The sequence below is a fragment of the Burkholderia sp. Tr-20355 genome (assembly GCF_017104685.1).
GTDB classification, from domain to species: Bacteria; Pseudomonadota; Gammaproteobacteria; order Burkholderiales; family Burkholderiaceae; genus Burkholderia; species Burkholderia seminalis.
Map to the genome: position 1 here is coordinate 1 of NZ_JAAGPK010000014.1, position 19,839 is coordinate 19,839.

The following is a 19,839-nucleotide window of genomic DNA, read 5'->3' on the forward strand; positions in this document are numbered from 1 at the left end:
TCGCCTGCAGGAAGCGGCTCCCACGTACAACAACGGTCGCAACACGTCCCGCCAAATAGGTGCCCCACCAGTCAGGCCAGCGGGAACCGCCGCAGCGGCGCCACTTTTCACGCCAGCCGCCGAATCCCGTCCCGCCGATCACGTACCCCGAAAGCCTGCCCGTGTCGGGCAAGCGCGACGAAATCGCGCGCGCGATCGCCGGTCATCAGGTCGTCATCGTCTGCGGCGAAACGGGTTCGGGCAAGACCACGCAGTTGCCGAAGATCTGTCTCGATCTCGGCCGCGGCCTCGGCGCCGGCGGCACGGGCCTGATCGGCCATACCCAGCCGCGCCGGCTCGCCGCGTCGTCGACCGGTCGCCGGATCGCCGAGGAACTCGGCACGCCGTTCGGCGAGGTGGTCGGCTACAAGGTGCGCTTTACCGACAATCTCGCGCCGGGCGCGTCCGTGAAGCTGATGACGGACGGCATCCTGCTCGCCGAGACGCAGACCGACCCGCTGCTGAAGGCGTACGACACGCTGATCATCGACGAGGCGCACGAGCGCAGCCTGAATATCGATTTCCTGCTCGGCTACCTGAAGGAAATCCTGCCGAGGCGGCCGGACCTGAAGCTGATCGTCACGTCCGCGACGATCGACGCCGATCGCTTCGCGCGCCATTTCGGCACCGACGAGCGCCCGGCGCCCGTGATCGAGGTGAGCGGGCGGCTGTATCCGGTCGAGATGCGTTACCGCCCGGTGGCCGAGGATCGCCCGGCCGTGAAGCATGCCGAAGGCACGGGCGGCCGCGACCGGGTGAAGACCGCGCGCGAAGCCGAGCGCGACCTGATGGACGCGATCGTCGACGCGGTCGACGAGCTGTGCCGCGAGGGCCCCGGCGACGTGCTGGTGTTCCTGCCCGGCGAGCGCGAGATCCGCGAGGCGGCCGAGGCGCTGCGCAAGCACCATCCGCCGCACACCGAGATCCTGCCGCTGTTCGCGCGGCTGTCGGCGGCCGACCAGGACAAGGTGTTCAAGGCGTCGAACGCCCGCCGGATCGTGCTGGCGACCAACGTCGCCGAAACCTCGCTGACGGTGCCGGGCATCCGCTACGTGGTCGACACCGGCCTCGCGCGCGTGAAGCGCTATTCGTACCGGAACAAGGTCGAGCAGCTGCAGGTCGAGTCGATCTCGCAGGCGGCCGCGAACCAGCGCGCGGGCCGTTGCGGCCGCGTGGCCGACGGCGTCTGCATCCGCTTGTACGAGGAAAGCGACTACCAGGCGCGCGCGCGCTTCACCGATCCGGAAATCCTGCGCTCGTCGCTCGCGTCGGTGATCCTGCGGATGAAGTCGCTGCACCTGACGGCGATCGAATCGTTCCCGTTCCTCGAACCGCCGCCCGGCCGCGCGATCGCGGACGGCTACCAGTTGCTCAACGAGCTCGGCGCGGTCGACGACGACAACGCGCTGACGCCGCTCGGCCGCGAACTCGCGCGGCTGCCGCTCGATCCGCGCGTCGGCCGGATGATTCTCGCCGCGCGCGACCAGCAGTCGCTGCGCGAGGTGCTGATCATCGCGAGCGCGCTGTCCGTGCAGGACCCGCGCGACCGGCCGATCGACGCGCAGGAGCAGGCCGACCAGGCGCACCGCCGGTTTGCCGACGAGCGTTCCGAATTCCTGCAGTGGCTGAAGATCTGGGCATGGTTCGAAGAGGCCGTCGCGCACAAGAAGTCGAACCGCCAGCTCGTCGACGCGTGCCGCCAGAATTTCCTGTCGCACCTGCGGCTGCGCGAATGGCGCGACGTCCATTCGCAGTTGCTGACCGTCGTGCGCGAGCACGGCTGGCGCCTGAACGAAGTCGAGGCGACCTACGAACAGGTCCATCTGGCCCTGTTGACGGGGCTGCTCGGCAACCTCGGCCTGAAGGCCGACGACGATCCGCACTATCTCGGCGCGCGCGGCATCAAGTTCTACCTGTGGCCGGGCTCCGCGCTCGCGAAGAAGGCCGGCCGCTGGGTGATGGCGGCCGAGCTTGTCGAGACGAGCCGGCTGTACGCGCGCTGCCTCGCGAAGATCGAGCCCGAATGGGTCGAGAAGATCGGCGCGCACCTGCTGAAGAAATCGCTGTCGGAGCCGCACTGGGAAAAGCGCCCGGCGCAGGTCAGCGCGTACGAGCGCGCGACGCTGTACGGGCTGCCGATCTACCACCGCCGGCGCGTCGCGTTCGGCAAGCAGGATCCGGCGCGTGCCCGCGAGCTGTTCATCCGTGGTGCGCTGGTCGAAGGCGAGTTCGACACGAAGCTCGCGTTCTTCGCGCACAACCGCAAGCTGCTCGCCGACATCGAGCAGCTTGAGCACAAGTCGCGCCGTCAGGACGTGCTGGTCGACGACGAGCTGATCTACGCGTTCTACGACCAGGCGATTCCCGAGGGGATCCACACGGGCGCGGCGTTCGAGCGCTGGTATCGCGACGAAGTGAAGAAGGGCGGCCAGCCCGAGGACAAGCTGCGGCTGCTGTACCTGTCGCGCGACGACCTGATGCGCCACGAGGCGGCCGGCGTGACGACCGAGCTGTTCCCGAAGCGCGCGACGATGGCCGGCGTCGAGATGGCCCTCACGTACCACTTCGAGCCCGGCACGCCGCGCGACGGCGTGACGCTCGCGGTGCCGCTGTACGCGCTGAACCAGGTCGATGCGCGCCGCTGCGAGTGGCTCGTGCCGGGGATGCTGAAGGAAAAGGTGCAGCTGCTGCTGAAGTCGCTGCCGCAGAAGCTGCGCCGGCACTGCGTGCCGCTGCCCGAATACGCGGCCGGCTTCGTCGAGCGGATGGGGCGCGAGCGCTTCGGCGCGGGCGGGCTCGTCGAGGCGCTGATCGCCGACGTGCGCGGCGAGACGCAGGTCGCGATGAAGACGGCCGACTTCAAGCTCGAGACGCTGCCCGCGCACCTGTTCATGAACTTCAAGGTGATCGACGAGCACGGCCGCCAGCTGGCGATGGGGCGCAATCTCGCGCAGCTTCGCCAGGAGCTCGGCGCGCAGGCGCAGCAGCAGTTCCAGAAGATCGCGGCGGCGTCGACGATCGCGACGGGCGGCGATGCCGATGCGGGCCAGCCGGTCGGCCAGGCGCCGGCGGCGGCCACGGCCGGTGCCGCCGGCCGTAACGCGAAGGCAGGCAAGGGCGCGGCGCCGCAGACGGCCGCGCCGGCGGAAGCCGGCGCGACGGCGCTGTACGAGAACCTGACGACGTGGAATTTCGGCAAACTGCCCGAGCTGCTGGAAATCCGCCGGCGCGGCCAGACGCTGTACGGCTACCCGGCGCTCGTCGACCGCGGCACGCATTGCGACGTCGAGGTGTTCGATTCGCCGGAGGAGGCCGCACGCATCCACCGGGCCGGCTTGCGGCGGCTGTTCGCGCTGCAGCTGAAGGAGCCGATCAAGTTCCTCGAGAAGAACCTGCCGGGCCTGCGCGAGATGGCGATGCAGTACATGTCGCTCGGCACGCAGGACGAGTTGCGCGACCAGCTGATCGATACGGCGCTCGACCGCGCGTGCCTGCAGGACCCGCTGCCCGACGACGACGCAAGCTTTCATGCGCGCCGCGACGAGGGCCGGAGCCGCCTGAACCTGCTCGCGCAGGAAATCGCGCGGCTGGTCGGCCAGATCCTCGCCGAATACGCGGGGCTCGTGAAGAAGCTCGCGCAGGCGAAGCCGTTCGCGCAGGCCCATGCGGACCTGCAGCAGCAGCTCGCCGCGCTGGTCGGCAAGCGCTTCGTGATCGACACGCCTTACGCGCAGCTTGCGCATTTCCCGCGCTACCTGAAGGGCATCGCGCTGCGAATCGACAAGCTGAAGGCCGATCCGGCGCGCGACGCGAAGCAGTCGGCCGACCTGCTGCCGCTTGTCCAGCAGTACCAGCGCGCGGTGTCGCAGCGCGGCGGCGTCGCCGATGCGCGGCTCGCGGAATTCCGCTGGCTGCTCGAAGAACTGCGGATTTCGCTGTTCGCGCAGGAACTGCGCACGCCGATGCCTGTCTCTGTCAAGCGTCTGCACAAAGTCTGGGAGTCGATGCAGCGCTAGCGCAACATCGGCGTCCCGGGCCCGCCGCGGCGGACGGCCCCGGCCGGCCGTACGGTGCCTGCCGCGGCGGCTCGTCCGGCCGCCGCGGCGTGCGTCGAAGTGGCGCAATACCGACCGCCGTCAACCGGCGCGGCCGGTTGAACGTTTTACAATGACGGTTGTTCCTCGACGTGAGTCTTCATGCGCACTTTCCTTTCCCTCGGCCGCACGCTCGCGCTGGCCGCCGCCGTACTGGCGCCCGCCGCACACGCGAATAACGTGATCGTCCTCAACTCGGCCGAAGCGACGCTTTCCCTGATCGACCAGCAGACCCGCGAGGTCGTCAGCACGATGCCGACCGGCAAGGAGCCGCATCACCTGATGGCGACGCCCGACAATGCGTCGCTGATCGTCGCCAATTCGGTCTCGAACAGCCTGATGTTCCTCGATCCGAAGACGGGCAAGCTGCAGCGCACCGTCGAAGGGATCGACGATCCTTACCAGCTCGGCTTCTCGCCGGACCGCAAATGGTTCGCGGCGGCCGGCCTGCGGCTCGACCGCGTCGACATCTACGGTTACGACGGCCGCGACCTGCACCTCGTGAAGCGCGTGCCGCTCGCGGTGATGCCGAGCCACCTCGCATTCACGAAGGACAGCAAGACGCTGCTCGTGTCGCTGCAGGTGTCCGGCGAGATCGCGGCGATCGACCTGCCGACGCAGACGGTCAAGTGGAAGATGAAGGTCGGCAAGGTGCCGGCCGGCCTGTGGCTCACGCCGGACGACAAATTCCTGCTGGTCGGGATGACGGGCGCGGATTACGTCGCGGTCGTCGACTGGCGCAACCAGAAGGTCGTCAAGCAGATCTACACCGGCAAGGGCGCGCACAACTTCCGCTCGCTCGCCGACGGCACGCACGTCGCGGTGACGAACCGCGTCGCGAACACGATCAGCATCATCGACGAGAACACCCTCACCAACGTCGGCGACATCACCGGCCTGCTGCCGGGCCCCGACGACATGGAACTGTCCGCCGACAAGAAGACGCTGTGGGTGACGTTCCGCTTCGCGAAGAAGGTCGGGATCATCGACCTGGCGTCGCGCAAGCTGGTGCAGACGATCGCCGTCGGCCGCTCGCCGCACGGCATCTACTTCTACGACCGCGCGCCGTGGAAGGCGGCGAACGGCGCGTGACGGGCGGAGGCGAGCGATGCTGCACCTGATCGATGCGTTCGTGTCGGACATCCAGACCTGGCTGTACGTCGACGTCGTGCAGCCGCTCCTCTTCAAGTTCAACCTGATGGACTATGACGAGGACACCTACGACGCGCTGTACTGGGTGATCATCGGCGCGTTGCAGATGGTGCTGATGTTCGCGTTGCTGCGCCCGCTCGAGGCGCTGCTGCCGGTCGAACGCTGGAAAAACCGCCGCGCGGTGCGGGTCGACGTGATCTACACGGCGATCTCGAAGCTCGGCATCTACACGCTGTTCTTCTTCTTCGCGCTGCAGCCGGTGTTCGACAGCTTCCAGTCCTGGCTGCGCCTGCACGGCGTCGCGAACGTCAATCTCGACTACCTGTGGCCGGGCGTGACCTCGCAGCCGATCGTCGCGTTCGCGATCTACCTCGTCGTGCTCGACTTCGCCGGCTACTGGTATCACCGCTGGCAGCACAAGTTCGGCATCTGGTGGGAGCTGCACGCGGTCCATCACAGCCAGCGGCAGATGTCGCTGTGGTGCGACGACCGCAACCACCTGCTCGACGACGTGATCCAGTCGTGCTTTTTCGCGGCGATCGCGCTCGTGATCGGCGTGACGCCGTCGCAGTTCGTCGTGCTGACCGCGTTCACGAACTTCATGCAGAGCATCCAGCATACGAATGCGCGCCTGTCGTTCGGCTGGCTCGGCGAGCGCCTGCTCGTCAGCCCGATCTTCCATCGGCGCCACCATGCGGTCGGCTACGGTCACGAAGGCACTAAGTACGGCTGCAACTTCGGCGTGCTGTTCCCGTGGTGGGACATGATGTTCGGCACCGCGTCGTGGAGTCGCACGGTCGAGCCGACCGGCATCCGCGAGCAGGTCGAGGGCGTGTCCTACGGCGACGGCTTCTGGTCGCAGCACGGCCTCGCGTTCGTGCGGATCTTCCGGCGTCTGTTCCCCGCGAAGCGCGGCGCGGCGTCGGCCTGACGCGATCCCGCTCCCGTTGAACGGCATTCCCACACGGCCCGCATGCGCTTCGGCGCATGCGGGCCGTGTGGTTTATCCTTTCCCCGTTTTTCTCCGTCGATACAGGTTCGCATGAACGACTTGCTGCGCTCCTTCGTCCGGGCGATCGCCAGCGCGCTGCACCCGCGCATGCTGTGGCTCACCCTGATGCCGTTCGTCGTCTCGGCGCTGCTGTGGGGCGCCGTGCTGTGGTTTTCGTGGCAGACGCTGCTGGATCTCGCGCGCGGCGCGCTCGACGGCTTCGTGCTGACGGCCGCGCTGTATCGCGCGTTCGACGCGATCGGCATGTCGCAGCTGCACGCGGTCGTCGCGCCGTTCGTGGTCGTGTCGCTCGCGATTCCGCTGATCGTGCTGACCGTGCTGCTGCTGATCGCGACGATCTCGATGCCGGTCGTGATCAAGCACCTGTCGAACCGGCAGTTCGCGGCGCTCGAGCCGAAGCGGGGCGGTACCTTCTTCGGCAGCGTGTTCAATTCGCTCGGCGCGGCGCTGGTCGGCGTCGTGCTGCTCGTCGTCACGATCCCGCTGTGGCTGATCCCGCCGTTCTTCGCGCTGCTGCCGCCGGTGATCTGGGGCTGGCTCACGTACCGCGTGATGACCTACGACGCGCTCGCGCTGCACGCGAGCCGCGACGAGCGCCGCGCGCTCGTGCGCCGCCACCGCTGGCCGCTGATCGGCATCGGCGTCGCGACCGGGCTGCTCGGCACCGTACCGACCTTCGTATGGGTGTCGTCGGTCTGGATGATGGTGCTGTTTCCATTCGTCGCGGCGGCCATGATCTGGGTTTACGCTTTCATCCTCGTCTTCTCGGCGCTGTGGTTCGGGCACTACTGCCTGCGCGCGCTGGAGGACCTGCGCGCGAGTGCGCGCGCCACCGCAATCGACATGGGGCAGGCATGAGCATCGGCATCATCATCATCGGCGACGAAATCCTTTCGGGCCGGCGGCAGGACAAGCATCTGGCGAAGGTCATCGAACTGCTCGGCGCGCGCGGCCTCGCGCTCGACTGGGCCGAATACGTCGGCGACGATCCGGCGCGCATCACGGCGACGCTCGCGCGTGCGATCGCGTCGGGCGACATCGTGTTCTCGACGGGCGGAATCGGCGCGACGCCGGACGACCACACGCGCCAGTGCGCGGCCGCCGCGCTCGGCGTGCCGCTCGAACTGCATCCGGAAGCGAAGGTGCTGATTTCGGAGCGGATCCGCGAAACGCATACCGATCCGGCCACGCCGGTCGACTTCGATTCGCCGGAGAACCAGCACCGCTTCAACATGGGCGTGTTCCCAGCGGGCGCGACCATCATCCCGAACGGCTATAACCGCATTCCCGGTTTCTCGGCCGGCGACCTGCACTTCGTGCCGGGTTTCCCGGTGATGGCCTGGCCGATGATCGAATGGGTGCTCGACACGAAGTACGCGCACCTGCATCACGCGACGCCGCACGCGGAGCGCTCGCTGTACGTGTTCGAGCTGCCGGAATCGACGCTCACGCCGCTGATGGAGCGCATCGAGCGCGATTTCCCGGGCGTGCGCGTGTTCAGCCTGCCGAGCGTCGGCGATGCGGAGCGCGGCGGCATCTATGCGCGCCGTCACATCGACCTCGGCGTGAAGGGCGAGCCGGAAGCCGTCGCGGCCGCGTTCGTGAAGCTGCGCGAAGGCGTGCACCTGCTCGGCGGCGACGTCGTCGAGCCCGATACGCCGCGCGCCTGAGCGGCCCGCCACGCGGCCGCAAAAAAAGCACGGGCCGCGCAACGCGGCCCGTCATCGGCATGTCATCGCCCGGCTCGACGATGAGGCTGTCGCCGCCGAGCGTCGTGCTTCGTCAGGCGCCGATCCACGGCAGTTTGCGGAAGCACCAGCCGTCGACCGTCTTGCGGTGGCCTTCGGCGTCCTTGGCGCCCTCGAAGCCTTCGAGCAGGTCGAACGCCTTCGTGAAGCCGGCCTGCGCGGACGCGACCGCGGCGAGCTTCGAGCGCGCGGCGCTGCGGCACAGGAACAGGATCGGCGTATCGGCCGGGAGGGCCGCCTTCAGTTCGTTGACGAATTCGGCGTTCGGCACGCCGCCCGGGTAGCGCGTCCATTCGAGGTGCAGGTACTGGCCGTCACCGACGAGCGGGCGGCCGATCCAGTCGAGTTCGGCGCGCGTGCGCACGTCGACGAGGCGCGCGGACGGGTCGAGCTGCAGCAGTTCGAATGCCTCGACCGGCAGCAGCGCGCCGGCGTAGTTGAGCGCGCCTTGTGCGCGGCGTTCGTCGGCCTTCGCGTAAAGCTGGTCGAGCGTACTCATGGCAGGGAGTCTCCGTATCGGTCAAACGAACATTCTAGCGCGGCGTCGCGGTACGGACGCCCGTCTACCGACAGGCACATGCACCGCCACGCACTCACCAAAAGGGTGCAGAATGGTGTGCATGCACCAGAATGATTCCGATGTGACGGCGCACTGGCGTGATTGCACTGTTTCGGTGCGTTCGCGCGGCCGCCGGTGCGGTGGCCGGCCCCGGAATTGCGCAGCCGGGTCCCGTCGCGACGCGCTCCGGCGCGATTTACGTCGGTTTTGCGATGGCTGGCACGGATGCTGCTATATAGAATTCGGTCGAATCGGGGCGCGCTGCGCTAAAGCAAGACCCCGGTCAGCTCGATAAACGAGGCGGTTCCCAGTCCGCCGGAATTGTTCAATCAGGAGAAGAGGTTATGAGTAAAACCGTCGCCGACGTCATGCAGCTCGTGAAGGACGAGGACGTCAAGTTTGTCGATTTCCGCTTCACGGATACGCGCGGCAAGGAACAGCACGTGTCGGTGCCGGTTTCGGCGTTTGACGAAGACAAGTTCGAAAGCGGCCATGCATTCGACGGTTCGTCGATCGCGGGCTGGAAGGGTATCGAGGCGTCGGACATGCTGCTCATGCCGGACCCGAGCGCGGCCTTCGTCGACCCGTTCTACGAAGAGTCGACCCTCGTGCTGACCTGCGACGTGGTCGAGCCGGCAGACGGCAAGGGCTACGAGCGCGATCCGCGTTCGCTCGCGAAGCGCGGCGAAGCGTACCTGAAGAGCACGGGCATCGGCGACACGGCCTACTTCGGTCCGGAACCGGAATTCTTCATTTTCGACTCGGTCCAGTGGAACACGGACATGTCGGGCTGCTTCGTGAAGATCAACTCGGAAGAAGCACCGTGGTCGGCCGGCAAGGAATTCGAAGGCGGCAACACGGGCCACCGTCCGGGCACGAAGGGCGGCTACTTCCCGGTCGCGCCGGTCGACACGTTCCAGGACATGCGTTCGGAAATGTGCCTGCTGCTCGAACAGCTCGGCATCCCGGTCGAAGTGCACCACCACGAAGTGGCGGGCCAGGGCCAGAACGAAATCGGCACGAAGTTCTCGACGCTGGTGCAGCGCGCCGACTGGACGCAATGGTCGAAGTACATCATCCACAACGTCGCGCACTCGTACGGCAAGACGGCGACGTTCATGCCGAAGCCGGTCGTCGGCGACAACGGTTCGGGCATGCACGTTCACCAGTCGATCTGGAAGGACGGCCAGAACCTGTTCGCGGGCAACGGCTACGCCGGCCTGTCGGAACTGGCGCTGTTCTACATCGGCGGCATCATCAAGCACGCCCGTGCACTGAACGCGATCACGAACCCGACGACGAACTCGTACAAGCGTCTGGTCCCGCACTTCGAAGCACCGGTCAAGCTCGCTTACTCGGCACGCAACCGTTCGGCATCGATCCGCATTCCGCACGTGTCGAACCCGAAGGGCCGCCGCATCGAAACGCGCTTCCCGGATCCGATGGCGAACCCGTACCTGTGCTTCACGGCGCTGATGATGGCCGGCCTCGACGGGATCCAGAACAAGATCCATCCGGGCGAAGCCGCGGACAAGAACCTGTACGACCTGCCGCCGGAAGAGGATGCAAAGATCCCGACCGTCTGCGCGGGCCTCGACCAGGCACTCGAAGCGCTCGACAAGGATCGCGAGTTCCTGACGCGCGGCGGCGTGTTCACGGACGGCATGATCGACGCGTACCTCGCGCTGAAGGAGCAGGAGCTGGCGAAGTTCCGCATGACGACGCACCCGATCGAGTTCGAGATGTACTACTCGCTCTAATCGGCGATGGCGCGACGATTCAGCGCCATTTTGCCGGTTCGTTCCCGTCGCGCGGCCTGCGGCGGGAACGGCGGAGTCTGAAAGGGGACGGCGTCCAGCCGTCCCTTTTTTGTTCCGGTGATTTTCATTTTCTGGCCCGGTGAGGCGCGACAAGCACGCAGATGGTTCTGAAGAATCTGATCAAGGCGAAAACGGGGCAGCCCGAGCGACTGACGGACGACGAGCGGCTCGCGCGTTCGGGCCTGCTGGCGGGGCTGGAAGCGCTGCCGACGGTCGTGATCGTGCTCGACCGCAAGACGCTGCGGATCGCGTTCGCGAACCCGTCGGCGGAGGCGATGCTCGACATCTCGCGCCGGCAGCTCGCGCAGCGGCCGTGGGGCGAGATTTTTCCGAACGCGAACGAGCTGGCATCGACGATCACCGCGATCGGCGAGGAACGCTTTCACGCGACGCACCTCGATACCGTGCTCGACCGGCCCGGCCGCGAACCGCTGCATGTGCATGCGATCGTCGGCTTCCTCGAGTCGGCGCCCGATTTCGTGCTCGTCGAGCTGTTCGAGAACGAGCGGCAGTCGCGTACCGACCGGGAAGAGCGCATCCACGACCTGACCGCGGTCAACAAGCAGCTGATCCGCAACCTCGCGCACGAGATCAAGAACCCGCTCGGCGGCATTCGCGGCGCAGCGCAGCTGCTCGAATTCGAACTGGGCGAGCGCGAGCGCGGCGAGTTGCGCGAATACACGCAGGTGATCATCAAGGAGTCCGATCGCCTGCAGACGCTCGTCGACCGGTTGCTGGAGCCGCATCGGCATCCGCACATCGTCGGCGACGTGAACATCCACGAAGTGTGCGAACGCGTGCGCGCGGTGATGCTCGCGGAGTTTCCGCGCGGGCTCACGATCGAGCGCGACTACGACGTGAGCGTGCCGGACCTGCGCGGCGACAAGGAGCAACTGATCCAGGCGCTGCTCAACATCGTGCGCAACGCGGCGCAGGCGCTGCGCGAGCGGATCGCGCAGGGCGACGCGAAGATCGAGCTGCGCACGCGCATCGCGCGCAAGATCACGATCGCGAAGCGCCTGTACCGGCTGGCACTGGACTTGCACGTGATCGACAACGGGCCCGGCATTCCGGACGAGATCCGCGACCGCATTTTCTATCCGCTCGTGTCCGGGCGCGAAGACGGCAGTGGTCTCGGCCTGACGCTCGCGCAGACTTTCGTGCAGCAGCACGACGGGATGATCGAGGTCGAAAGCCGGCCCGGACGTACCGAATTTCAGATTCTGCTGCCGCTCGACCATTGAGCGGCGACATTGCGATTCACCGGATTCACCCATACCTGACCGACCTATGAAGCCGATCTGGATAGTAGACGACGACCAATCGATCCGCTGGGTGCTTGAAAAGGCACTCGCCCGGGACAGCTTCGCGACGAAGAGCTTCGCGAACGTGCGCGATGCGCTGGCCGCGCTCGACCACGAGACGCCGCAGGTGCTCGTGTCCGACATCCGGATGCCGGGCGGCTCGGGCCTCGAGCTGCTGCAGGCGATGCACGAGCGGCTGCCGGGCTTGCCCGTCATCATCATGACGGCGTTCTCCGACCTCGATAGCGCCGTCGCGGCGTTCCAGGGCGGCGCGTTCGAATATCTCGCGAAACCGTTCGACGTCGACAAGGCCGTCGAGCTGATCCGCCGCGCGGTGGAGGAAAGCCTGCGCGGCGGCGCGCCGCAGGACGAGCGCGTTGCCGAGGCGCCCGAGATGCTCGGCCAGGCGCCCGCGATGCAGGACATGTTCCGCGCGATCGGCCGCCTGTCGCATTCGGCCGCGACCGTGCTGATCACCGGCGAATCGGGCACCGGCAAGGAGCTCGTCGCCCGGGCGCTGCATCGCCACAGCCCGCGCGCGAACGGCCCGTTCATCGCGCTGAACACCGCGGCGATTCCGAAGGACCTGCTCGAATCCGAGCTGTTCGGCCACGAGCGCGGCGCGTTCACCGGCGCGCAGACGACACGGCAGGGCCGTTTCGAGCAGGCCGAGAACGGCACGCTGTTCCTCGACGAAATCGGCGACATGCCGTTCGACCTGCAGACGCGCCTGCTGCGCGTGCTGTCGGACGGGCAGTTCTACCGCGTCGGCGGGCACAACCCGCTGCGCGCGAACGTGCGCGTGATCGCCGCGACCCACCAGAATCTCGAATCGCGCGTGCGGCAGGGGTTGTTCCGCGAGGACCTTTACCACCGGCTCAACGTGATCCGGCTGCGCCTGCCGCCGCTGCGCGAACGCAGCGAGGACATCGCGCTGCTCACGCGCCACTTCTTGCAGAAGAGCGCACGCGATCTCGGCGTCGAGCCGAAGCGCGTGTCCGACGACGCGCTCGCGTACCTGACGTCGCTGCCGTTTCCCGGCAATGTTCGGCAGCTCGAGAACCTCGCGAACTGGCTGACCGTGATGGCGCCCGCGCAGACGGTCGAGATCAAGGACCTGCCGCCCGATCTCGTGCCGGCCGGTGCGCCGGTCGTCGCGACGGGCGACGGCGCGGATGCGCCCGGCAGCGCGCCGGCCGTGCCGCCCGCGCTCGGTGCGGCGCCGGCGGCGAGCGCGCCCGTCGCGGCCGCGCCGAACGGCAGCGTGCCGAACGGCTATCCGCTGTGGGAGCATGGCCTGCGCACCGAAGTCGCGCGGCTGTTGCGCGAGAATTCGGCCGACGTGATGGACGAGCTCGCACGCCGTTTCGAGGCGGCCGTGATCCGCGAGGCGCTCGACTTCACGCGGGGCCGCAAGGTCGAGGCCGCGGAGCGCCTCGGTATCGGCCGCAACACGATCACGCGCAAGATCCAGGAACTCCACCTGGAGCCCTGAGCACGAATCGCGGCATGCGCGCGCGTCGCGCATGCCGCGATCGGACATAATCGCGGTTTGCACGCCGTTTGCCATTCCGCCGATCCTCAATGTCCGATTCCTTCCGCTGGCCCGCCGGGGCCGACCCGTTCCGTTTTCTCGAAGCGCTCGACAGCAAGCGCGCCCGCACGTGGGTCGACGAGCAGAATGCGCGCACGCGCGCCGCGCTGCGCGACGACGATGCGTATCGCGCGCTGGCCGCGCGTCTCGCCAAGGCCTATCTGCCGCGTGAGCGCCCGGTGATTCCGACCCGCTGGCGCGACTGGGCGTACGACCTGTGGCAGGACGATCTCCATCCGAAGGGGCTGTGGCGCCGCACGCGCTGGGACGACTGGCGTGCCGGTCGGCCCGCGTGGGAAACGCTGCTCGACGTCGATGCGCTCGGTGCCGAAGAGGGCGAGTCGTGGGTGTTCGAGCAGGATGCGATCCTGTATCCGGACGGCGATCGCGCGCTGCTGTCGCTGTCGCCGGGCGGTGCCGACGCGGTCGTCGTGCGCGAATTCGATCTCGTGGAACGCCGTTTCGTCGACGGTGGCTTCACGATCGACGAGCCGGGCCATCACACGGTCGGCTGGATCGACCGCGACACCGTCTACGTGAGCTGGGATCGCGGCGAAGCGCATGCGACCGCGGCCGGCTATCCGTACGAAGCGCGGCGCTGGGTGCGCGGCACGGCGCTCGCCGATGCGCCCGTCGTGTTCAGCGGCGAACCCGACGACATCAGCGCCGGGGCGTGGTTCGATCCGATCGATCGGCGTCACGTCGCGTGGCGCAGCGTCGACTTCTTCGACGCGCATGCGTACTGGCTGACCGACGCCGGCGAGTGGGCGCGCTACGACGTGCCGACGCACGTCGAGGTCGGGTTCTGGGAAGGCTGGCTCGTGCTGGAGCCGCGCCTCGACTGGGATTGCGACGGCGTGCGCCATGCGGGCGGCTCGCTGCTCGCGATCCGCGAGCAGGCGTTCCTGGCCGGGTCGCGCGCATTCACGACGCTGTTCGCGCCGCGGCCGACCACATCCGCGTGCACGTGGACGCACACGCGCACGATGCTGATCGCGAGCTGGCTCGACGACGTGCACAACCGGACGATGCTGTGGCAGCCTCGACAGGCCGACGACGGCACGTGGACATGGGACGCGCGGCCGTTCGAGTGGACGGGCGATGCGCAGATCGACGTCGAACCCGTCGAGGCGACGCTGAACGACGAGGTGTACGTCGACGTCGACACCTATCTCGATCCGCTCGAATGCTGGCTGGCCGATCTTGCCGATCGGGCGGACGACGCGCCGTCGCGCCGTGTGCTGCTCGACCGGCCGCCGGTGCAGTTCGTGGCGGCCGGGCTCGTCGTGCGCCGCGCGAGCGCGCGCTCGCGGGACGGCACGATGGTGCCGTACACGCTGATCGGGCCGCGCGATGCGCTCGATCCGGCCGACGGCGCCGCGCGCGTCGCGCGGCCGTGTTTGCTGTCGGGCTACGGCGGCTTTGCGATCCCGAACCTGCCGGGCTACAGCGACGCGTTCGGCATCGGGTGGCTCGAACGCGGCGGCGTGATGGCGTTCGCGCATATCCGCGGCGGCGGCGAGTTCGGGCCGCGCTGGCACGTCGACGCGCAGCGCGAACATCGGCAGCGTTCATTCGACGATTTCATCGCGGTGGCCGAGGATCTGGCCGCGACCGGCGTGACGACGGCCGCGCAGCTCGGGATCGAGGGCGGCAGCAACGGCGGATTGCTGGTCGCCGCGTGCATGATGCAGCGGCCGGAGCTGTTCGGCGCGGTGCTGTGCCGCGTGCCGCTGCTCGACATGCAGCGCTATCCGAAGCTGCACGCGGGCGCCGCATGGCTCGACGAATACGGCGACCCCGACGATCCGCGCGAGGGCGCGGCGCTGGCCGCGTATTCGCCGTATCACCGCGTGCGCGAAGGCGTCACGTATCCGCCGCTGCTGCTGACGACGTCGACGCGCGACGACCGCGTGCATCCCGCGCATGCGCGCAAGATGGCCGCGCGCATGCAGGCGCTCGGTCACGAACGGGTGTGGTATTGGGAGAACACCGACGGCGGCCACGGCAGCGCCGACGATCTGGAGCGTGCGGAGGCCGATGCGGCCGAGTTCGGCTTCCTGTGGGCCCATCTCGGGCCGGCGCCCGCGCGGCACTGAGCGCGCGGGCGGATGGGACGATCAGCCGACGACCGCGACGACGGGCGTGTGGTCGGACGGTTGTTCCCACGTGCGCGGCGTACGATCGACCTCGCACGACGTGCAGGTTTCCGCGAGCGCCGGCGACAGCAGGATGTGGTCGATGCGCAGCCCGGCGTTGCGGCGGAACGCCATCATCCGGTAGTCCCACCACGTGAAGGTTTTCTCGGGCTGCTCGAAGCGGCGGAACGCATCGACGAAGCCGAGCTCGATCAGTTGCGCGAAGTGCGCGCGCTCCTGCGGCGACACGAGGTTCTGGCCTTCCCATTTCGCGGGATCGTGCACGTCGCGGTCTTCCGGCGCGATGTTGTAGTCGCCGAGCAGCGCGAGCTTCGGGTAGCGCTGCAGCTCGGTGCGCAGCCACGCCTGCAGCGCGTCGAGCCATTGCATCTTGTAGACGAACTTGTCGGAGTCGGGCGCCTGGCCGTTCGGGAAGTAGGCGGAGACGATGCGCACGCCGTCGACCGTCGCGGCGACCACGCGCTGCTGCGGATCGTCGAAGCCGGGGATGTTGCGCACGATGTCCGATTCGTCGACGGCGAGCGACGCGCGCGCGAGGATCGCGACGCCGTTGTAGGTCTTCTGGCCCGTGAACCAGCTGCGATAGCCGATCGCCTCGAGATCGGCGCGCGGGAATTTCTCGTCAGGCAGCTTCAGTTCCTGCAGGCACAGTACGTCGGTGCCGCTTTGCGCGAGCCAGTCGAGCACATGCTGCTTGCGGACGTTGAGCGAGTTGACGTTCCAGGTGGCAATCTTCATTAAATCCTCTTCGCCTTATCTGGCGCGGGTTTGCGGGCGATGGGTAGCTGATATTCGGTTTTGACTACCCATCTAGCTACCCGATTCATTTTGTGTTGTTCGGGCGCGACACAAGCGCGTCCAAACTGGTCGACGTGATGCCGCTCGAACGCTTGCCGATCTTCACGAGCGTGAGCTTGCCGTCGCGCACCAGATTGTAGACGGTGGCCCGGCAGACGCCGAGCATCTTCGAGACCTCGGCGACGCGGTAAAGCTTCACGGGCGGCGTCGGCGCCGGCGGGGATTGAAGGGGCGTGTGCATGGTGGTTGCTCCTGGTCTGCGCGCGGTCAACGGCCGGCGCGGCGTTTCATGGCGTCGAGCAGGATGTCCTGCACGGCGCGCTTCGTTTCGCGGCGCTCGACGACGTCCTCGTCGATCGTGTCGCGCGCGATGATCGGGTAGATGAAAACGGGGCGGCGGTGCCCGGCCTGCAACTGGCGCACGGGCCCGATCCGCTCGACGATCTGCATGTATTCCTCGAGGTTCCACCAGTGGCCGAAGACCGCGAGGATGTTGCCGCCGTCCTGCAGGTTCAGGCCGTGGCCGGCACTGGCCGGGTGCGCGAACATCACAGGGATCTTGCCGGCGTTCCAGTCGCGGATCGTCTGCGGGTTTTGGTCGAGCTGGCGCCCGCGCGGAAACGCGCGCTGCAGCCGCGCGAGATCCGACTTGAAGTGGTACGCGACGAGCACCGGCATGCCGGCCGCTTCCTCGACGATTTCTTCGAGTGCCTGCAGCTTCAGGTCGTGCACCTCGTGCCACGGCGCGGTGTCGCGGCCGTCGTCCTCTTGCTTGTAGACGGCGCCGTTCGCGAGCTGCAGGCACTTCATCGTCTTGCTCGCCGCGTTCAGAGCCTCGATCGGGCTGTCGTCGATCTCCATGAACATCTGGCGTTCCATGTCGCGGTAGAGCCGCCGTGCGGCCGCCGGCAACTCGACGTAGATCGGGCGCACGATCGGGTCGTCGAGATCGAACCAGTCGGCCGGGTCGAGCGAGATCGTGCAATCGGCGAGTGCTTCCTGAATCTGCTGCTGCGCGTGCGGCAGCGGGCGCGTCTGGTGGTAGCCGTTGCCGCCGGGCACGGACTGGAACCATCGTTCCTCGAACGCCGAATAGCTGCGCCCGAGCCGCTGGCCGCCGTCGACGAACCACTGCTGCCCCCAGAGATCCTGCAGCCCATTCGGCGACGGCGTGCCGGTCAGGTTCACCCACCGACGCACCTTCGTGTGCGCAACCTCGGCAAGCGCGCGTCCGCGCACGCTGCCGCCGGACTTCTTCACGAACTCCTTGCCCTTGGTGCTGCGTTGGTTCGACACGCGCGTCGATTTCAGTTTCGTCGACTCGTCCGGGATCACCGTGCCAAAGGGCCACGGGCGCGGGTTGTGCTTGAACCAGTCGATCAACCAGGGCACGTTTTCATAATTGATCGAGAACACGGGCGCGTCGCGTCGCAGATTCATCGCCCGGCGTGCCGGATCGCCGACGAGCGGTACGACTTCCATGCCGGCCAGGTGCTCCCACTTCTCGCACTCGTCCGGCCACGTCGACTGAGCCACGCGGTACGGTGCGATGACGAGCGACGGCATCGTTTCGATCCCGAAGTGGTAGAGCGATTCGAGCGCCGTGAGCGTGCTGACCGTCTTGCCGAGACCCATACCGGCCCATACGTTCGAGCGCTCGATCTCCTGCTCGTGCTCGATGATGAGGCCCTGGTACTCCCACGGTGTGAACTTGCGGCGGGCGGTCATGAGCGGCGCTCCGTCGCCACGTGCAACACGCAGCGGAAGTACAGCGCGAGCGCGGCGTCGAGTGTCACGTCGAACGCGGTGATGCCGCGGCGGTCGGTCACATACCAGTTGAACGGGCTGAGCTGCCGCGCGCGCGGCTTGATCGTCTGCATCACGTGCCGTACCCCGCTGCGCAGAACTCGACTGCTGTCAGGCCGTAGTAGAGGCGGAAGTGGCCGATGCCGAGCGTGCCGGCGAGGCAGAGCGTCATGACGAGCGCGCCGACGCAAGCTGAGACGTAGATCGCGGCCTTCATGCTGCGTCTCCGTTCGTGGCCGGTTCGAACGCGAGCGGGGTCACGTCATAGCTGTCACGGCGCGAGAACGGCGCAGCCGGGTGGGCTTGTTCCCAAGCCCGATCCGACGCATACCAGCTATCCCATTCCGATTGCGGCGTGTCGATTTCCGGAATGGGCTTGCGTGCGTCTTCGTAGTCGCGGCATCGCTGCGCGAAGGCGTCGGCCGCTTCCTTGCTGGCGAATGCACGGGCCGGATCACTCCCTTCGTACATCGTGTTCGCCATCACGAGAAAAATTTCGCGATCGTCCGCAGGTGCGTGGTAGCGGTGCGCGCTGGCCTCACGCACGAACGCGTCGACAGCTTCGCGGTTGTCGATCACACGCACGTCGCAGCCGAGCGCGCGCAGGCGTTCGTGCTCGCGCTCCTGGCCACGCGTCGGCTTGCCGCCGGGCCGTTTCAGCTCGACGAAGTAGATCCGCGCCGGCGGGAACACGACGATCCGATCGGGCACGCTCACGCGCGCGGGGCTGCTGAATTTGTAGGCGTCGCCGCCCGCTGCACGGACACGGTCGACGAGGTAGGTTTCGACGGTCTTTTCGAGCATTGCCGTTTCCTTAGATCCAGGTGACATCGGCCGGGCGCGAATTCTTCGGTGCGCGCCAACCCATGATCACGCCCGCGAACTCGTCGTAGTTGTCGAACGTGACACGCGCGTTGTCGCCGTTGTAGGCGAGACGCGGCACGGGCGCGTGCGACTTTTGCATCAGCGTCTTGCCAGCATTGGCGAACGCGACGAGCAACTGCGGATCGAACTGGCCCGGCTCACCCGACGTCGCTTTCGGAAATATGCGGCGGTACTCGGGATAGCGGCCGTCGACCGGCGCGAAGGGCAACCGCAGGCCGGGTGCGTCGACGCACAGCGTGTGCTGGCCGTTGTCGATCTCGACGCGGGCGGGCGACAGCATGTCGCGCTTCGTCACCTTGGCTTTGTCGATGATGTCGTTCGGGACGATCAGCGCGGTGTCGACGGAAATGTCGTTCTCGACCGCGTAACGTACGACGCCGATTTTCGTGCCGTCGCAACCGACGCAGCGGGTTTCGAACGGCGTGGCTTCGAGGAACACACCGTTGAAGTAAGCGCGGATGTCGTTCTCAGCCGCGAGGAACTGCGCCGCCTTGAGCTGCGCGATGGTGAAGTGGATGGTCTGCACGCCGTTCTCCGTTCGTGTTAGGTGTTGCTGTACAATACACCTAACACGAACGTACAGCAATGCCTAACAACGAGAATTTTCGGCGGGGTCGATGACGACGAAATCGTCTTCGGACGGCGGGCTGCATTCGTGCCGCAGGAGCTGGTTGTGATCGCCGCGTTCGCGCTCGTACAGGCGCCAGCCGGTATCGTCCTCGCGCCACTTCAAACCGGCCTTGCCGCAGCGCTCGCACGTGCGGTCGAAGCCCCGCCGGAAGGGCGCTCGGCCGGTGAAAAAGCTGTCCTCGTCGTCGAACATCCGATCGAACATGCGGTCGAGGTGGTCGTCTGCAATTTCGCCCATG

The 19,839-nt window shown here is 67.3% G+C and carries 18 protein-coding genes; 9 read left to right on the plus strand and 9 right to left on the minus strand.

Features of this window, described 5'->3' with window-relative positions:
- Positions 1–59 precede the first annotated feature (59 nt).
- The 5 genes from hrpA (at position 60) to G3N62_RS05545 (ending at position 7,967) form a co-directional block, all read left to right on the plus strand.
- Positions 60–4,055, plus strand: coding sequence for an ATP-dependent RNA helicase HrpA (hrpA, locus tag G3N62_RS05525; protein WP_346778201.1), 3,996 nt, complete (start codon positions 60–62; stop codon positions 4,053–4,055).
- A gap of 180 nt (positions 4,056–4,235) precedes the next feature.
- Positions 4,236–5,225: a beta-propeller fold lactonase family protein gene (locus tag G3N62_RS05530; RefSeq protein WP_034188964.1), complete on the plus strand. Its 990-nt coding sequence runs from the start codon at positions 4,236–4,238 to the stop codon at positions 5,223–5,225.
- A 16-nt stretch (positions 5,226–5,241) separates the two neighbouring features.
- Positions 5,242–6,216 (plus strand): sterol desaturase family protein, encoded by a 975-nt coding sequence (locus G3N62_RS05535; RefSeq protein ID WP_034188963.1) that lies wholly within the window; start codon positions 5,242–5,244, stop codon positions 6,214–6,216.
- A gap of 111 nt (positions 6,217–6,327) precedes the next feature.
- Positions 6,328–7,155, plus strand: a complete 828-nt coding sequence (locus G3N62_RS05540) for an EI24 domain-containing protein (RefSeq protein WP_034188962.1) — start codon at positions 6,328–6,330, stop codon at positions 7,153–7,155.
- Positions 7,152–7,967, plus strand: a complete 816-nt coding sequence (locus G3N62_RS05545; RefSeq protein WP_049034902.1) for a molybdopterin-binding protein — start codon at positions 7,152–7,154, stop codon at positions 7,965–7,967. Before G3N62_RS05540 ends, G3N62_RS05545 begins: the two co-directional genes overlap by 4 nt.
- A gap of 112 nt (positions 7,968–8,079) precedes the next feature.
- Here the strand turns inward: G3N62_RS05545 and G3N62_RS05550 are convergent, their stop codons facing one another.
- On the minus strand, positions 8,080–8,544 hold the full coding sequence (locus G3N62_RS05550) for a rhodanese-like domain-containing protein (protein WP_006478364.1): 465 nt from the start codon (positions 8,542–8,544) through the stop codon (positions 8,080–8,082).
- Positions 8,545–8,948: 404 nt separating this feature from the next.
- On the opposite strand from G3N62_RS05550, the gene glnA reads away from it, so the two are divergent.
- The 4 genes from glnA to G3N62_RS05570 all read left to right on the plus strand — a co-directional run bounded on the left by glnA (position 8,949) and on the right by G3N62_RS05570 (position 15,421).
- Positions 8,949–10,364, plus strand: coding sequence for a type I glutamate--ammonia ligase (gene glnA, locus G3N62_RS05555; RefSeq protein ID WP_017331833.1), 1,416 nt, complete (start codon positions 8,949–8,951; stop codon positions 10,362–10,364).
- 161 nt (positions 10,365–10,525) lie between these two features.
- Positions 10,526–11,668: a nitrogen regulation protein NR(II) gene (gene glnL, locus G3N62_RS05560; RefSeq protein ID WP_034188960.1), complete on the plus strand. Its 1,143-nt coding sequence runs from the start codon at positions 10,526–10,528 to the stop codon at positions 11,666–11,668.
- Between the two features lie 46 nt (positions 11,669–11,714).
- Positions 11,715–13,223, plus strand: coding sequence for a nitrogen regulation protein NR(I) (ntrC, locus tag G3N62_RS05565; protein WP_034188959.1), 1,509 nt, complete (start codon positions 11,715–11,717; stop codon positions 13,221–13,223).
- A gap of 89 nt (positions 13,224–13,312) precedes the next feature.
- On the plus strand, positions 13,313–15,421 hold the full coding sequence (locus G3N62_RS05570; RefSeq protein WP_124670797.1) for a prolyl oligopeptidase family serine peptidase: 2,109 nt from the start codon (positions 13,313–13,315) through the stop codon (positions 15,419–15,421).
- Between the two features lie 21 nt (positions 15,422–15,442).
- Here G3N62_RS05570 and xth read toward each other — a convergent pair whose 3' ends face one another.
- From xth to G3N62_RS05610, 8 genes are all read right to left on the minus strand, one after another.
- Positions 15,443–16,219: an exodeoxyribonuclease III gene (xth, locus tag G3N62_RS05575; RefSeq protein ID WP_034188957.1), complete on the minus strand. Its 777-nt coding sequence runs from the start codon at positions 16,217–16,219 to the stop codon at positions 15,443–15,445.
- Positions 16,220–16,304: 85 nt separating this feature from the next.
- Positions 16,305–16,520 carry a helix-turn-helix domain-containing protein gene (locus tag G3N62_RS05580; protein WP_206141149.1) on the minus strand — a complete coding sequence of 72 codons (216 nt, stop codon included), beginning with the start codon at positions 16,518–16,520 and terminating at the stop codon, positions 16,305–16,307.
- 26 nt (positions 16,521–16,546) lie between these two features.
- Positions 16,547–18,007: a DEAD/DEAH box helicase gene (locus tag G3N62_RS05585; RefSeq protein ID WP_206141150.1), complete on the minus strand. Its 1,461-nt coding sequence runs from the start codon at positions 18,005–18,007 to the stop codon at positions 16,547–16,549.
- Entirely contained in the window at positions 18,004–18,159 is a 156-nt protein-coding gene (locus tag G3N62_RS05590) for a hypothetical protein (RefSeq protein WP_206141151.1), read from the minus strand. The genes G3N62_RS05585 and G3N62_RS05590 overlap by 4 nt, the downstream gene beginning before the upstream one ends.
- The gene (locus G3N62_RS05595; RefSeq protein ID WP_206141152.1) at positions 18,159–18,302 is read right to left on the minus strand and encodes a hypothetical protein; all 144 of its coding nucleotides are present in this window, start codon (positions 18,300–18,302) and stop codon (positions 18,159–18,161) included. Before G3N62_RS05595 ends, G3N62_RS05590 begins: the two co-directional genes overlap by 1 nt.
- Positions 18,299–18,889, minus strand: a complete 591-nt coding sequence (locus G3N62_RS05600) for a VRR-NUC domain-containing protein (RefSeq protein WP_206141153.1) — start codon at positions 18,887–18,889, stop codon at positions 18,299–18,301. The genes G3N62_RS05595 and G3N62_RS05600 overlap by 4 nt, the downstream gene beginning before the upstream one ends.
- Before the next feature lie 10 nt (positions 18,890–18,899).
- A complete protein-coding gene (locus G3N62_RS05605) occupies positions 18,900–19,556 on the minus strand; it encodes a hypothetical protein (RefSeq protein WP_206141154.1) in 657 nt (218 codons plus the stop codon).
- A gap of 3 nt (positions 19,557–19,559) precedes the next feature.
- Positions 19,560–19,838 (minus strand): hypothetical protein, encoded by a 279-nt coding sequence (locus tag G3N62_RS05610; protein ID WP_206141155.1) that lies wholly within the window; start codon positions 19,836–19,838, stop codon positions 19,560–19,562.
- Position 19,839 lies beyond the last annotated feature (1 nt).

What these genes read in the sequence shown, in the direction of transcription:
- G3N62_RS05530 (WP_034188964.1), top strand. Translation starts at nt 4,236, where the DNA reads ATGCGCACTTTCCTTTCCCTCGGCCGCACGCTCGCGCTGGCCGCCGCC.
- G3N62_RS05535 (WP_034188963.1), top strand. Translation starts at nt 5,242, where the DNA reads ATGCTGCACCTGATCGATGCGTTCGTGTCGGACATCCAGACCTGGCTG.
- G3N62_RS05540 (WP_034188962.1), top strand. Translation starts at nt 6,328, where the DNA reads ATGAACGACTTGCTGCGCTCCTTCGTCCGGGCGATCGCCAGCGCGCTG.
- G3N62_RS05545 (WP_049034902.1), top strand. Translation starts at nt 7,152, where the DNA reads ATGAGCATCGGCATCATCATCATCGGCGACGAAATCCTTTCGGGCCGG.
- G3N62_RS05550 (WP_006478364.1), bottom strand. Translation starts at nt 8,544, where the DNA reads ATGAGTACGCTCGACCAGCTTTACGCGAAGGCCGACGAACGCCGCGCA.
- glnA (WP_017331833.1), top strand. Translation starts at nt 8,949, where the DNA reads ATGAGTAAAACCGTCGCCGACGTCATGCAGCTCGTGAAGGACGAGGAC.
- glnL (WP_034188960.1), top strand. Translation starts at nt 10,526, where the DNA reads ATGGTTCTGAAGAATCTGATCAAGGCGAAAACGGGGCAGCCCGAGCGA.
- ntrC (WP_034188959.1), top strand. Translation starts at nt 11,715, where the DNA reads ATGAAGCCGATCTGGATAGTAGACGACGACCAATCGATCCGCTGGGTG.
- G3N62_RS05570 (WP_124670797.1), top strand. Translation starts at nt 13,313, where the DNA reads ATGTCCGATTCCTTCCGCTGGCCCGCCGGGGCCGACCCGTTCCGTTTT.
- xth (WP_034188957.1), bottom strand. Translation starts at nt 16,219, where the DNA reads ATGAAGATTGCCACCTGGAACGTCAACTCGCTCAACGTCCGCAAGCAG.
- G3N62_RS05580 (WP_206141149.1), bottom strand. Translation starts at nt 16,520, where the DNA reads ATGCACACGCCCCTTCAATCCCCGCCGGCGCCGACGCCGCCCGTGAAG.
- G3N62_RS05585 (WP_206141150.1), bottom strand. Translation starts at nt 18,007, where the DNA reads ATGACCGCCCGCCGCAAGTTCACACCGTGGGAGTACCAGGGCCTCATC.
- G3N62_RS05590 (WP_206141151.1), bottom strand. Translation starts at nt 18,159, where the DNA reads ATGCAGACGATCAAGCCGCGCGCGCGGCAGCTCAGCCCGTTCAACTGG.
- G3N62_RS05595 (WP_206141152.1), bottom strand. Translation starts at nt 18,302, where the DNA reads ATGAAGGCCGCGATCTACGTCTCAGCTTGCGTCGGCGCGCTCGTCATG.
- G3N62_RS05600 (WP_206141153.1), bottom strand. Translation starts at nt 18,889, where the DNA reads ATGCTCGAAAAGACCGTCGAAACCTACCTCGTCGACCGTGTCCGTGCA.
- G3N62_RS05610 (WP_206141155.1), bottom strand. Translation starts at nt 19,838, where the DNA reads ATGGGCGAAATTGCAGACGACCACCTCGACCGCATGTTCGATCGGATG.